At 67.3% G+C, this 12,458-nt stretch carries 25 protein-coding genes; all 25 read left to right on the forward strand.

Annotated elements, in window-relative coordinates:
• Window positions 1-359 precede the first annotated feature (359 nt).
• The 25 genes from ACQBAU_RS16110 to ACQBAU_RS16230 all read left to right on the forward strand — a co-directional run bounded on the left by ACQBAU_RS16110 (window position 360) and on the right by ACQBAU_RS16230 (window position 12,408).
• A complete protein-coding gene (locus ACQBAU_RS16110) occupies window positions 360-647 on the forward strand; it encodes a hypothetical protein (RefSeq protein ID WP_465255636.1) in 288 nt (95 codons plus the stop codon).
• Entirely contained in the window at window positions 644-772 is a 129-nt protein-coding gene (locus ACQBAU_RS16115) for a hypothetical protein (RefSeq protein WP_465259382.1), read from the forward strand. The genes ACQBAU_RS16110 and ACQBAU_RS16115 overlap by 4 nt, the downstream gene beginning before the upstream one ends.
• Window positions 773-869: 97 nt before the next feature.
• Entirely contained in the window at window positions 870-1,043 is a 174-nt protein-coding gene (locus ACQBAU_RS16120; protein ID WP_465255634.1) for a hypothetical protein, read from the forward strand.
• Complete coding sequence (locus tag ACQBAU_RS16125) at window positions 1,043-1,234, forward strand: hypothetical protein (protein ID WP_465255633.1); 192 nt, start codon at window positions 1,043-1,045, stop codon at window positions 1,232-1,234. The genes ACQBAU_RS16120 and ACQBAU_RS16125 overlap by 1 nt, the downstream gene beginning before the upstream one ends.
• A complete protein-coding gene (locus tag ACQBAU_RS16130) occupies window positions 1,234-1,488 on the forward strand; it encodes a hypothetical protein (protein ID WP_465255632.1) in 255 nt (84 codons plus the stop codon). The genes ACQBAU_RS16125 and ACQBAU_RS16130 overlap by 1 nt, the downstream gene beginning before the upstream one ends.
• Before the next feature lie 268 nt (window positions 1,489-1,756).
• Window positions 1,757-2,431, forward strand: a complete 675-nt coding sequence (locus tag ACQBAU_RS16135; RefSeq protein WP_465259383.1) for a hypothetical protein — start codon at window positions 1,757-1,759, stop codon at window positions 2,429-2,431.
• Window positions 2,431-2,616 (forward strand): hypothetical protein, encoded by a 186-nt coding sequence (locus tag ACQBAU_RS16140; RefSeq protein ID WP_465255630.1) that lies wholly within the window; start codon window positions 2,431-2,433, stop codon window positions 2,614-2,616. The genes ACQBAU_RS16135 and ACQBAU_RS16140 overlap by 1 nt, the downstream gene beginning before the upstream one ends.
• Entirely contained in the window at window positions 2,613-2,801 is a 189-nt protein-coding gene (locus tag ACQBAU_RS16145) for a hypothetical protein (protein WP_465255629.1), read from the forward strand. The genes ACQBAU_RS16140 and ACQBAU_RS16145 overlap by 4 nt, the downstream gene beginning before the upstream one ends.
• The gene (locus tag ACQBAU_RS16150) at window positions 2,798-3,178 is read left to right on the forward strand and encodes a hypothetical protein (protein ID WP_465259384.1); all 381 of its coding nucleotides are present in this window, start codon (window positions 2,798-2,800) and stop codon (window positions 3,176-3,178) included. Before ACQBAU_RS16145 ends, ACQBAU_RS16150 begins: the two co-directional genes overlap by 4 nt.
• Before the next feature lie 164 nt (window positions 3,179-3,342).
• Window positions 3,343-3,759, forward strand: a complete 417-nt coding sequence (locus tag ACQBAU_RS16155; protein WP_465255626.1) for a hypothetical protein — start codon at window positions 3,343-3,345, stop codon at window positions 3,757-3,759.
• Complete coding sequence (locus ACQBAU_RS16160) at window positions 3,752-3,964, forward strand: hypothetical protein (RefSeq protein ID WP_465255625.1); 213 nt, start codon at window positions 3,752-3,754, stop codon at window positions 3,962-3,964. Before ACQBAU_RS16155 ends, ACQBAU_RS16160 begins: the two co-directional genes overlap by 8 nt.
• 91 nt (window positions 3,965-4,055) lie before the next feature.
• Entirely contained in the window at window positions 4,056-4,421 is a 366-nt protein-coding gene (locus ACQBAU_RS16165; RefSeq protein ID WP_465259385.1) for a RusA family crossover junction endodeoxyribonuclease, read from the forward strand.
• Window positions 4,418-4,636 carry a DUF3310 domain-containing protein gene (locus ACQBAU_RS16170; RefSeq protein ID WP_465255623.1) on the forward strand — a complete coding sequence of 73 codons (219 nt, stop codon included), beginning with the start codon at window positions 4,418-4,420 and terminating at the stop codon, window positions 4,634-4,636. Before ACQBAU_RS16165 ends, ACQBAU_RS16170 begins: the two co-directional genes overlap by 4 nt.
• Entirely contained in the window at window positions 4,629-4,946 is a 318-nt protein-coding gene (locus tag ACQBAU_RS16175; RefSeq protein ID WP_465255622.1) for a hypothetical protein, read from the forward strand. The genes ACQBAU_RS16170 and ACQBAU_RS16175 overlap by 8 nt, the downstream gene beginning before the upstream one ends.
• Window positions 4,943-5,206, forward strand: coding sequence for a hypothetical protein (locus tag ACQBAU_RS16180; RefSeq protein WP_465255621.1), 264 nt, complete (start codon window positions 4,943-4,945; stop codon window positions 5,204-5,206). Before ACQBAU_RS16175 ends, ACQBAU_RS16180 begins: the two co-directional genes overlap by 4 nt.
• Before the next feature lie 139 nt (window positions 5,207-5,345).
• Complete coding sequence (locus ACQBAU_RS16185; protein WP_465255620.1) at window positions 5,346-6,194, forward strand: hypothetical protein; 849 nt, start codon at window positions 5,346-5,348, stop codon at window positions 6,192-6,194.
• Window positions 6,195-6,236: 42 nt separating this feature from the next.
• Window positions 6,237-7,085 (forward strand): hypothetical protein, encoded by an 849-nt coding sequence (locus ACQBAU_RS16190; protein ID WP_465259386.1) that lies wholly within the window; start codon window positions 6,237-6,239, stop codon window positions 7,083-7,085.
• Window positions 7,019-7,417: a hypothetical protein gene (locus ACQBAU_RS16195; protein WP_465259387.1), complete on the forward strand. Its 399-nt coding sequence runs from the start codon at window positions 7,019-7,021 to the stop codon at window positions 7,415-7,417. Before ACQBAU_RS16190 ends, ACQBAU_RS16195 begins: the two co-directional genes overlap by 67 nt.
• Window positions 7,414-7,788, forward strand: a complete 375-nt coding sequence (locus ACQBAU_RS16200; protein WP_465255617.1) for a hypothetical protein — start codon at window positions 7,414-7,416, stop codon at window positions 7,786-7,788. Before ACQBAU_RS16195 ends, ACQBAU_RS16200 begins: the two co-directional genes overlap by 4 nt.
• Entirely contained in the window at window positions 7,785-8,639 is an 855-nt protein-coding gene (locus ACQBAU_RS16205; RefSeq protein WP_465255616.1) for a DUF2303 family protein, read from the forward strand. Before ACQBAU_RS16200 ends, ACQBAU_RS16205 begins: the two co-directional genes overlap by 4 nt.
• Before the next feature lie 86 nt (window positions 8,640-8,725).
• Window positions 8,726-9,202, forward strand: a complete 477-nt coding sequence (locus ACQBAU_RS16210) for a hypothetical protein (protein ID WP_465255615.1) — start codon at window positions 8,726-8,728, stop codon at window positions 9,200-9,202.
• Window positions 9,199-9,408, forward strand: coding sequence for a hypothetical protein (locus tag ACQBAU_RS16215; RefSeq protein WP_465255614.1), 210 nt, complete (start codon window positions 9,199-9,201; stop codon window positions 9,406-9,408). Before ACQBAU_RS16210 ends, ACQBAU_RS16215 begins: the two co-directional genes overlap by 4 nt.
• Before the next feature lie 289 nt (window positions 9,409-9,697).
• Window positions 9,698-11,338 carry a bifunctional DNA primase/polymerase gene (locus ACQBAU_RS16220; RefSeq protein ID WP_465259388.1) on the forward strand — a complete coding sequence of 547 codons (1,641 nt, stop codon included), beginning with the start codon at window positions 9,698-9,700 and terminating at the stop codon, window positions 11,336-11,338.
• The gene (locus ACQBAU_RS16225) at window positions 11,292-12,164 is read left to right on the forward strand and encodes a DNA primase family protein (protein WP_465259389.1); all 873 of its coding nucleotides are present in this window, start codon (window positions 11,292-11,294) and stop codon (window positions 12,162-12,164) included. Before ACQBAU_RS16220 ends, ACQBAU_RS16225 begins: the two co-directional genes overlap by 47 nt.
• Window positions 12,165-12,189: 25 nt before the next feature.
• Complete coding sequence (locus tag ACQBAU_RS16230) at window positions 12,190-12,408, forward strand: hypothetical protein (RefSeq protein ID WP_465255612.1); 219 nt, start codon at window positions 12,190-12,192, stop codon at window positions 12,406-12,408.
• Window positions 12,409-12,458: the final 50 nt, after the last annotated feature.

A 12,458-nucleotide genomic window follows, 5' to 3' on the forward strand; every position in this document is an offset into this window, starting at 1 on the left:
ATTGAAGGAGGAACATGCACCACCTGGACGCCTGGAGGCTGATCGTGAAACTGAAGTCACACCGAGCACTGCGGGAGTACATGGCGTTCCACAAGCTCAGCTCCCGAGGTCTCGCCCGCAAGGCCGGCTTGAAGCACGCGGCTGTCGGCCACCTGACCCGCGACCCGAAGCTGCCGACATCCCGGAACACGTGCTCTCTCCGCACGGCCCGATCCATCGAGGAGGCGTTGGGGTGCCCGCCCGGATTCCTTTTTGAACCCTCGATGTCGCCTGTAGCCGACTCCAAGCGACGCGCGGCCTGACCGCGGCAACGCACCCAGCATCACCACGGCCCACACACCACAGAAGACGAGAAACCAATGAAGACACCCACCAGCTACCACGCCAGCCTCGCCGACGCCATCGAGGCCCGCGCGACCGGCCCGTTCGACTACTCCCTCTGCCTGTACATCAGCGACGGCGGAACGCTCATCATCGCGTCGACCCCCGAGATGACTGACTCCCGTCGGCCCCGCGACCTGTTGGCGGTCCTCCCCATCGACCTCGGAGCTGGGCGCGTGATCCCGCTCTGGCCGGCAGTCAACCCGGACCTGGTCAACGGGCTCGAGCAGGAGCTCGCCCAGCGTGCCGCGGCGGTGACGGCATGACCGCCGCCAACCACGGCATGAGCACCGGGCCCAACCCCACAGACGTCGCCGAGCTCCGCGACCTGCTCGACCTGATGGGCAACTTCACCAGCAACGACCAGACCAGCGAGCCCGCTACCTCCTGACATCGGACTGGCTGCGCAACAACGGCGCACGCCTGGCAGAAGAGTCGCACGCCGCGCTGGCTGAGCTCAGGGCACGAGCACAGGCGGGCGGCCGGTCGTGACCAAGCAGCAGAAGACCATCCTCGCCCTTGCCGCGGCCGGCCTCGTCGCAGCTGCCGGCCTCGCCTGCATCGTCGCCGGGCTCGTCCACCACATCGACTACCTGATCGCCGCCGGCGCCGCCGGGATCGCGTCGATGCTCGCCATCCACTACCGAGGAGGTGAGCAGTGATGCCCAACCTCCCAGCGCACCTGCCGGTCGGGACCATCGTCCGCCGAGGCAACGGCACAGTCCGGTGGCGCATCAGCGGACTCGTCGGGCAACTGATCGCGCTCGAACCTGTCGGCGGCGGCTACACCAACGCGTCCGTGCCCCTCGACCAGGCGGGCACCCTCCTCGTCATCCCGGGTGGTGAGCGGTGATGCCAGCCCCGAAACTCGCGCCAGGCTGGATCGGCCCCGAGCAGGCATCCAAGGTCCTGCCCCTCACCGCCGACGAGATCCGCACCCGCTGTGCCCAATACCAATCCAGCAAGGGCCGGGACCGGACGGCGATCCAGTGCATGAACCTCGCCCCGCGCGGCTCCGTGCGGGCGCGGTGGGCGATCCCCGAATCCGAGCTCACTGAATGGCCCCGCCGGCAGATGTCGGCCACCACCGCAGGCGGTGTCCTCTGATGGCCACCACCACAATCGTGCCGGGTGCCGGCGCAGGGGAGGACCCGGCGCCCGGCACACCCAACCAGACGTGTACCCACAAGCGCGTCACCCACGTTCACGGGTCCCGCACCACGTACGTCGTGGACCGTTGCAGGTGCCGCTGGTGCACCGCGGCTAACACCGATGCCGCACGCGTCCGGTCACGCGCGAAGCTGTACGGCCGGTACAACCGGTACGTCGACGCCGAGCTCGTCCGCAAGCATCTGGCGACCTGTCCGATCAGGGCATGGGCTGGAAGTCCGTCGCCCACGCCGCCGGCGTCACACCCTCCACCGTCGGACACGTCCTGTACGGCAAGTACCCACACCAACCCGAGCACCCAGAGCACCGGCCACCACGCAAACGGGTCACCCGGCAGGTCGCCGAGAAGCTCCTCGCCGTCAAGCTCAACCTCGCCGGCGGCGCGCTGGTCCACCAGGCCGGCACGGTCCGCCGACTCCAAGCCCTCATCGTGTGCGGCTGGTCCGGCAGCGAGCTCGGACGCCGCCTCGGCTGGACATCGGCGAACATTTGGGCCCTCATCCATGGCACCCGCGGGCAGGTCACCACCACCACCGCGGCGAAGGTCCGTGCCCTGTACGACGAACTGTGGGACCAGCCGCCGCCCGGCACCACCCGCTACGAGAAGCAAGCCGCAACCCGGGCACGGAACCTCGCCCGCTCGTGGGGATGGGCACCACCGTTGGCGTGGGACGACGAAGACCTGGACAACCCGTACGCCGTCCCTGAAACCGACACGCCGTCCACGCGGCCGACAGGAAGGCCGGCAACGGTCGACCTGGACGACGTCGACTGGCTCCTCGACGGCGGTACCAGCCTCGATGAGATCGCCGCCCGCATGGGCGTCACGGTCGGCTTGATCGAGCAGGCCCGCCGGGATCGTCAGCGGAGGGCTGCCTGATGACCTGGTCTCTCCGCCGCCAGCTCGAGGAGCTCCACGACGACGTCCCGTCACGCGAGGAGCTCGCTCGCGACGCCGAGCTCGACCGCAGGTACCCGCCCAAGTTGTCGGCGGAGACACGGGCGCGGATCCGCACGGTCGTCGGCGAGGACCCGTGGGCACGCCATGGGGGTGACTGCTCATGAAGCGCTTCACCGTCTACAGGCACAAGGTGCTGCCCGACGTGTTCGTGCCGCACCCGTGGGTCGTCGTCGAGCGACGCGTCGGCCGGCCGCCGATCCACCGCTACTACCCCACCCACCAGCTCGCCCTCAAGCACGTCACCGCACGCCTCAACATCCGCCCGACCCGAAAGGACACCAGCACATGACCTCCACACAGGTCGACATCACCGCCCGGCTCGCCGAGCTTGCCCACACCCACGACCAACTCACCACCGCGCTCGCCACGGTCACCGAACGGCTCGACCAGGTGAAGAAGGAAGAGATCCGCACCATCACCGGCGGCGACGGCGCCCACCTCCTACCCGACGGGCACAAGATCACCGTCACCCCCACCCGCAGGTTCAACGAGACGCGTGCCCGCGAAGTCCTGTCGCCCGATCTCGTCGCTGCGATCACCGAGGTCAAGTCGACAGTGAGCGCAATGCTGGCGAAGCGGGTCCTCTCCGGCGCCGACTACGAGGCCTGCCAGACCGTCGCCGGGAAACCACGCGTCACCATCTCGGTCGAGAACGGTGGTGAATGACATGCCGGCCCTCCTGATCCCGACCCTGCTCGTCGGTACCGCGGTCACAGTCGCGGTCGCGCACTGCTGGTCGTCACGGTCCGCGGAATCGTCGCCCTGGATGAGGCGCTGGTCGCCGACTTCGACGACTTCGCCGAGCTCGCTGAGACCGATGAGGCGGATCGATGATCACCTCTCAGTGGCCGAGCAACCGCGACGACTTCGCCGACCGAGTTGACGCGCTCGCGAAGCGGATCACCTATCACGCCCGGTCGATGGGGTTGCTGATCCGGCGGGACGGCCTACCGAGGGGCCGTTGGTTCATCCAGCTCACAGTCGAGCGACGTGACTCGATCACGGGCGAACTGGGGGTCGGCAAGTCCGGGAGGGCGTACCTGTCTCGCCACATGACCGACTCCGAGATCGTCCAAGCGATCTTCGGGCTGATCAAGGGCTACGAGGAGCACGAGTGCCGGGAGTGGTTCCGCCTCGACGGGGTCGCGATCTACGGCCCCCACATCGATTACCGGGCGCTGCTGGTCGCCGCCAAGCAGACCGATGCGCGCACGGTCCCTGCCACACAAGGAGCATCAGATGCCTGACCTGCCTGATCTGAACCTCACCACCCGCTGGCACATCCGCTGCTCCTGGTGCACCAAGACCCAGCCCCTGATCGATGATCACGACCTGTCGGTCCAGCTGGCCCGGTCGGTCGGCTGGCGGACGCTCGAGCTCGACAACGGTGTGGTGCTGCAGGTGTGCCGCGACTGCGCCCACACCATCAGCCGCGAACGGACGCCGTCATGATCAGTTTCACTGTCCACGGCAACCCAGCGCCACAAGGCTCCAAGATCCGCACCCGCTACAGCATGCGCGAATCATCCGAAGCGGTCATGCCGTGGCGCGAAGCGATCAAGGCCGCCATCCACGTCCAAGACATCCCCTGCACACCCGGGCCCGTGTTCGTGTCGATCACATTCCGGTTCGAACGGCCCAAATCGCACTACGGGACAGGGAAGAACGCGAGCCGGCTGAAGCCGTCCGCCGACCCGTATCCGGTCGGCCGGCAACGCGCGGCGACATCGACAAGCTCGAGCGCAGCTCGTTCGACGCGCTCACCCAGGGCGGTGCGATCACCGACGACGCATACATCGTCAGGAACCTGACCGCGAAGGTGTGGTGCGGACCGGCAGAGCGGGCCGGGGCGACGATCTGCATCGCACCGATGCGCACCGCCCCGGACAACGACGGGTCACAGCCATGACCGACCCGACCAACCCCGACCACTACCGGTCACATCCGTCCGGAGTCGAGTGCATCACCATCACCGAGCACCTCAACTTCTGCGTCGGCAACGCGATCAAGTACTTGTGGCGTGCCGGGTTGAAGGGCGACGCACTGACCGATCTCCGCAAGGCGCGCTGGTACGTCGACCGCGAGATCGTCCGCCTCGAACAGGAGGCGAAGACCCGTGACTGAATCAATGTTCGACGACTACCCCGGCACCGACGAACCCGAACCGTCCGTCGACCCGTACGACGGGCTCGGCCACGACGCCCGGCTGACCGCGAAGCGACGCGACCAGATCGCCCAAGGCATCCACCCCGCCACCGGGCTCATGATCATCCGCGACACCGACCGGACCTGTGCCGACTGCAAACACCTGTGGTTCAAGCAGAACCGGACATTCAAGGGCTGGAAGTGCCAGGTCGCAGCGAAGCACGGCAACCACGGGCCCGACATGCGCAAGTCGTGGCCGGCGTGCATCCGATGGGAGCCGAAGCCATGACGTTCACCGCCGCAGACTTCGCAACACTCGCCGCGCTCGACTTCCCCACCGAGTGCACCGAGAAGAACTGCACGAAACGCGTCGCCCGGCAGGCCCACTGCCCGAACTGCGGCCGCATCATCGTCGGCCCCACCTGTCTCCCCCACGCCCGCAAGACCAACCGGCGGCTCCACTGCCTGGCGCAGGCCGGATATCTCCTCGCCTGCCGCCCGTGCGGGCACATCAACCAGCCCACCGACCTCGCATGGAGGACCCTATGAACACCTGCCCGCCGGCGCACAAATCCTGCGGCACCACGACCAGCGGCCACACCTGCTGGAAGAACACCGGACACCCAGGCGCCCACTCCTGCATCTGCTACCTCACCTGGCCAGCCGTCGAATCGGCCGGGGCCCAATCATGACGATGCTCCCGCCGCCACTCCCCACCCACCTGGACCAGCGCCGACCCGACGCCGCAGCCAGGGTCGCCACCGAATACCTCGACATCGTGACACGCGCGATCGTGGAACACCCCCGCTCCCAACAAACCCAGATCGGCCCGTCCGAGATCGGTGATCCCTGCTCCCGCCGCATCGGCTACAAACTCCTCAACACCGCAGAGAAGGACCAGGCACCGAACTGGAAGGCAACGATCGGCACCGGCACACACATGTGGTTGGAGACCGCGTTCGACGCCGACAACACCAAGATCAACACCAGCATGCCGCTCGGCCAGGAACGGTGGCTGATCGAGACCCGCGTCAACGTCGGCACCATCGACGGGCTCGGCGACATCACCGGCTCGTGCGACCTGTACGACCGGTGGACCGGGACCGTCATCGACCACAAGACCGTCGGCCCCACCCAACTCACCAAGTACCGCAAGAACGGGCCCGGCCAGCAGTACCGCACCCAAGCGCACCTGTACGGCCGCGGCTGGCAGCGCGCAGGCCTGCCCGTCGACCACGTCATGATCGCGTTCCTGCCACGCAACGGCGAACTCGCCGACGCGTACATGTGGTCAGAACCGTACGACGAGCAGGTCGCCGTTGACGGGCTGAACAGGCTCGCCGGGATCCACCTCGCCACCACTGCGCTCGGTACCGCGGCGCTCGGGCACCTGCCCACCGTCGAGGCCTATTGCTCGTTCTGCCCGTTCTTCCGTCCGGGCTCCACAGACCTCGCCGCCGGGTGTCCCGGCGACGACACGGTCATCGACCAGATGGCCACCAACCAACACCAGCAGCTCGCCGGCCTCGTCGGCTGACCGAGCACCATCGCGCAGACGCGCAGAAACCGGAGAAACACAATGTCCACACCCACTGCAGACCAGGTCCTCATGGGAGGCGGCGGCGCCCCGGCCGGGAAGATCGACATCGGCCAGCCGATCGCCGGCCGGATCCTCGAGGTGTCCGCCCCGTACCAGGAACGCGACTACGACCCCAAGAACCCAGGCAGCGGCGATCTGAAGTTCTTCAAGAACGGCAACCCGATCCTCACGTTCTTCATCGACCTCGCCACCGACCAGCGGTCACCCGAGATCGAGGACGACGACGGCACCCGCCGCGTCTACATGGACGGCGCCCGCATCAAGAAAGCGGTCAAGGCCGCCGTGCAGGCCGCGGGCGCGAACGGGCTGACCGTCGGCTCGTACCTGGCGATCGAGTGCACCCACTACGACGAGCCGAATGACCGCCGATCGGGGAAGAACTACCAGGTTCGGTACACGCCCGGTGCGCCGCCGGCGAACGACGTGCTGATGGGTGACCAGCAGACCGGGGAGATCCCTGCCCAGCAGGCACAGCAGGCGTACGTACGCACAGCCGCCGCAGCAGCAGCCGGTGCAGCAGTACGAGCCCGCAGCGCCGCAGGCGCAGCAGCAGTATGCACAGCCGCAGCAGCAGGGGTACCCGGCCCACCAGCCCGGGTATGCCCAGCCCACGCCCACACCGCCACAGCCCTCTCAGCAGGCCCCGGCGCCACAACAGCCTGCACCGGCTGCACCGGCCGGGCCCACCCCGGAGCAGATCGCCGCCGTTCGTGCGGCCGGGCTCGACCCGGCCGTCGTGTTCCCCGGATACCAGGGCTGACATGGACCTCACCCCACGCGTCTGGCGAAAGGCAGACCTCGACGACTCGTCGAGCGACCCGACGCTGACACCCGAAGGTCCGGCCCGCCGGGGCGCCAACATCGTCTGTTCCGACCTGATCGCGCCCCACAAGCCGTCGATGCACTACCCGGTGATCGACCTCGACATCCCCGTCACGCTCATTCCCTCATCCACACCTGGCCACTCACACCTGTACATCGACACCGCCGCCGTCCCTTGGGACAAGTTCGTCGACGTCCTGCAAGCGCTCGCGCACGCAGGGATCGTCGAACAGGGCTACGCCGATGCGTCCGTCAGGCGTGGCTACAGCGCGGTCCGGCTGCCGTGGATCAAGAAGAAGACCACTCCCGCCTCTACCGAAGGGAAACCGACGCCATGACCACCCAACCCGAGCCCGGCCAGACACGGCCGTTCGCCGACTGGATCCGCGAATACAACCGTGGCCAACTCCACGACGAGATCTCCCACGCGCTGCAGGAGCTCGCCACCGCGGTGAAGGACCACCAGAAGGCCGGCACCATCACCGTGACGGTCAAGATTGAACCGCTCAAGGACAACAGCGACGTCCTCAAGGTGTCCGACAAGGTCACCACCAAGGTGCCCCAACCGGACAGGAAGGCGGCGATCTACTTCGCCGACGCCGACGGCAACCTTCGCCGCGACAACCCCAACCAGCCATCCATCCCCGGCACAGTCCGCGCCGTCCCCAACTCGGGCGACGACGTACCCAGAAAGGTCAACGAACGATGAGTGAATACCGCACCGAAGCCGAAGCCGTCACCGCCACCGTCCTCGCAGGAACCGACCCGACGTACCTCGAAACTGGGGTCCGCGAGGTGCTGCTGCACCGCGACGCCACCGGCCAGCCGTACCTGATCGACACCGAAACATTCCAGTCCGCCCCGGCACGGACCCGCCGCGACGTGGTCGTCGAAGACGTCGCCAGCTTCAAGTGCTACTGGGCACGCCAAGAGACCGACGAGCTCCCGATGGCGCCGGAGATCTGGGCCAACCGGACAACGCGGACCATCACCGCGATCTTCAACCCCAGCACCAGCCACGCCCCCGCCTGGGGAGACCACACCTGCACACTCCGACTCCAACTGTCACCCGAATGGATGGCGTGGACCGAGATGTCGGGACAGTTCTACCCGCAGGTCAGGTTCTCCGAGTTCCTCGAGGACCACCTCGCCGACGTCCAGGCGCCGGCGGCCGCCGACATGCTCGAGCTCGCACAAGAGTTCCAGGCAACGAACAAAGTCACGTTCGAGTCGTCGCACCGCAACAGCGACGGCACCCGCCGGGCCGTCTACAAGGACGACCTGAAGGCGTCCGGTGGGAAGGGGGCGATCGACATCCCTGAACGGATCACCCTCGCGCTCCGCCCGTTCGTCGGGTCACCGCGGTTCGAAGTCGGCGCCTGGTTCCGGTTCCGCATTACCAGTGACGGGCTGGTCCTGGCGATCAAGCTCGACCAGCCGGACGCGGTCCTCGACGCCGCGTTCGACGAGATCGGTCTGCAGCTGACCGAGCTGGCGCCGGTGCTCCACGGCCGTGTCGCCACCGAGGGCCACGGGCTGCAGGTGTTCACCACGGACTGACGTGCAGCCACTCGTCCACACGCCTCACCGGGTGTGGACGGGTGCAGCCCGTCAGACCACACCACTACCCAGGAGACCAGCTGATCATGGATGACCCACGAATCACCCGAGCACGCGAGGTACTGGCCGCGCCAATCCGGGGCGACCACGAGTCTGAGGCCGCACGGGCCGCAATGCTCGACCTGCTGGCCGTGATCGCCGACCACCGGGCGGTGATGGACACCCAACAAGAAAAGTGGATCCGGGAACAGAGCCGCGCACAGGCTGCCGAAGCCGGTTTGAGGGCCACGCAGACGGCCCTGCGCGAGGCGTTGAAGAGCAGCCCGAGCGCACTCCAACGGCTGCAGCTCGATGCCGTGGTGGCCGACCGGGACCAACTATGGCCGGCCGAACACGCCCTGGGACTCGTCCGCGCCGAGCTGCGCGCCGAGGCGTTCATTCGCGATGCCGAGGGTCGGTCAATCACCCCGGCTGACTTGTTCGCGCTCGCTGCGACCTTCACCGTCGAGTGGGTCGCCCAGGTCGTTCGAGACCGGGATGCCCGATCGGGTGATCAGTCATGACGGCCGAGTACCGGATCACGTTCACGATCGAGCGTGCCGCGGACGACTCGGACGACTGGCAGGAGGTCGGGTTCGGATCGTCCGGCGCGTGGCACAGCATCGACTCAGCCGAGCACGACATGGGCTCGATCATCAGCAGCCGGTCATGGGAGACCGAGCCGGGGATGCCTGATCCGGGCGAGCTCGAATCGGGCGATCCGGAATGACCTGCCCAGAATGCGGCGCGCCCTGCCACCGTGACAGCTGCGAGGACGGCCACCACGACGTCGGCCACTGCTTGTGCCCAGCCGGGCACCGCTGGACAGCCGAATGCGGCCACCATGCCGGCCCATGGACATGCACCAAACCAGCCAGACACAACGACGGGCGCCACTACCAACGCGCCCCAGCCCAGCCCGTCGACACCATCGCCTCCTGGCAAGACGACGGCCACGTCGTCCTGGTCAAAGCCAGCCCCACACCACTCCAACCAGCCCTGTTCTGAAACGAAACCAGATGACCACCATCGTCGCCGCAGCCATCGCCTGGTACGAAGCCGGATGCATGCCCGTCCCCACCGCCCTCGACGGCTCAAAAATGCCCGCCATCCCCTGGAAGGGCTACCAGAACGAACGACCCGACCTCCCCACCGTCCTCAGCCTGTTCACCCGCCCCACCGACGGCCTCGGCATCATCACCGGCCCCGCCAGCAACAACACGCTCATGCTCGAGCTCGAAGGCCGAGCCGTCGACGCAGGCATGGACCACCACCTCGCCCAGATCTTCCACGACCACGCCCTCGACGCCCTGTGGGCCAAGATCAACAGCTACAGCGAAACCACACCGTCCGGTGGGATCCACTGGTACGTCCGCGTCGACGGCGACGAGCTGCCCGGCAACCAGAAACTCGCCCGCCGGCCAGCCACCCCCGACGAGCTCACCATCAACCCGAAGGAGAAACTGAAGGTCCTCGCCGAAACCCGCGGCCGCGGCGGCTTCTCCGTCGTCGCACCCTCCCACGGACGCACCCACCCCACCGGCCAACCCTGGACCGCCACCCACGGCACACCGGCCGACATCCCCACACTCACCACCGACGAACTCGACGCAGTCCTCATCCTGTTCGGCATGCTCGACCAAACCCCCGACATCGACACCAGCACAACACAGCCGATCGGCACCACCCGCACCGACGGAGACCCACTCCGCCCCGGCGACGACTACAACACGCGCGCCACCTGGACCGACATCCTCACCCCGCACGGCTGGAAACCCGCCAAGAAACTCGGCCGCGCAATCGGGTGGGTCAGACCCGGGAAGACCGATCCCGGCATCTCAGCGACCACCGGACGCAACGACGCCGACAACCTGTACGTGTTCTCGAGCTCCACCGAATTCGAGCAGGAGAAGCCGTACAGCAAGTTCGGGGCATACGCAGTCCTCGAGCATGGCGGGGACCACGCCGACGCTGCCCGCGCGCTCCGCGCAGCAGGCTACGGCGACCCGTCCGCCGACGGTGACGGCAACGCTGCTGTCCTCACCCTCACCCAACACGCCGGCGGTAACCAGCCCAACCCCGTCGACGGGACATCCGCGCTCAAGATCGACATCGTCGGATCCGACATCCCCCAAGCCCACACCACCAGCCTCACCGACCAGGGCAACGCGGACCTCCTCGTCGAGCTCCACGGCCACACAATGCGCTGGGTCGCCGCCCGCGGCCAATGGCTCCACTGGACGGGAACCCACTGGCAATGGTCAGACGACGACGGCGAAGTCATCCAGCACGCAGCCCACACCATCCGCGCGATCCACGACACCACCGATCCCGTCAAGAAACACAAGACCAGGTCACTGTCGCGCCGCGGCCTCGAAGCCATGGTCCGCCTCGCCAGAGCCAACCCCGCCATCCGCGTCACCCCCGACCAGCTCGACGCCGACCCCTGGGTGCTCAACACGCCCGGCGGACTCGTCAACCTCCGCGACGGAACCATCCGACCAACCAAACCCGTCGACCTCTGCACCCGAATCACACAAGTCGACGTCGACTACACCCCCCCCAACCCGATGGCTCGAATTCCTCGACGACACCTTCAACAGCGACCAAGCCATGATCGGCTTCTTCCGACGCCTCGTCGGCTACGCCGCCTGCGGTGAAGTCCTCGCCCACGTCCTCCCGTTCCTCCATGGCGCAGGCGGCAACGGCAAGAGCGTCGCCCAGGACACCACCGTCGCGATCCTCGGCACCTACGCGTCCACCTCACCGCCCCAATTCCTGATGGCCGGGAAGAACGACGAATCCGCAATCGCACGCCTCGCCGGGCTCCGCCTCGTCACCTGCTCCGAAGTCACCCAGTCCGCACGATTCGACGAGGCGAAGGTGAAACTCCTCACCGGCGGCGACCTCATCACTGCACGCTTCCTGTACGGCCGCCACTTCACCTTCACCCCGACAGCGAAACTGTGGCTCGCCGGGAACCACCAGCCACGCGTCGAGGCGGGCGGGGACAGCTTCTGGCGCCGCCTCAGACTCGTCCCATTCACACACACTGTACCCGCAGAGAAACGCGTGGAAGGGCTCACCAAGAAGCTCGTCCACGACGAAGGGCCCAAGATCCTCGGCTGGATCATCCAAGGCTGCCTTGAGTACCAGCGGACGGGTCTTGCCGAACCTGACCAGGTGATGGCGGCGACAGCCAAGTACGCCGAGGAAGAGGATGCGCTCGCCCGGTTCGTCGGAGAACGCATCATGCTCGGCGGGGGCGACATGGCCCGCGAGAACACCGCCGCAGTCCGCAAGGCTTACAGCTCCTGGTGCCGCGACGAAGGCGAAACCGAGGTGTCGCCCCAGGTGTTCGGCCGCGAGCTCCGCACCCGCTGGGGCATCCAGTCGACCCGATCGAACGGGCAGCGCTTCTACACCGGCATGACGCTCTACGCCGACCCCGACGAAGAGACTGAAGAGTCGTGGTGGCAGCGATGAACACCCAACAAGGAGGAACCCCACTATGCCCAGCCGCTACGAACTCAACCCCAAGCTCGACCGTCTCCGCGCCGTCCTGGCGAAGGCTGAACGCAAGCTCCACCTCGCCCAACCGATCCGCAGCGCAGACCTGTACGCCGAGGCAGAACGTGCCGTGGATGCGCTCGTCGAGCGCTACCAGCGGATCACCGACGAGGCCGAAGCGACCCATCCCGACCGTCAACGCCTCCGGATCCAACAGTGACCGTAGTGACCATCCAGTGACCAGGAAGAACGGCTTCGGTCACTGCCTCA

Source organism: Carbonicoccus niuqiaonis, from assembly GCF_050157065.1.
In the GTDB taxonomy this organism is placed as follows: domain Bacteria; phylum Actinomycetota; class Actinomycetes; order Propionibacteriales; family Propionibacteriaceae; genus Avipropionibacterium.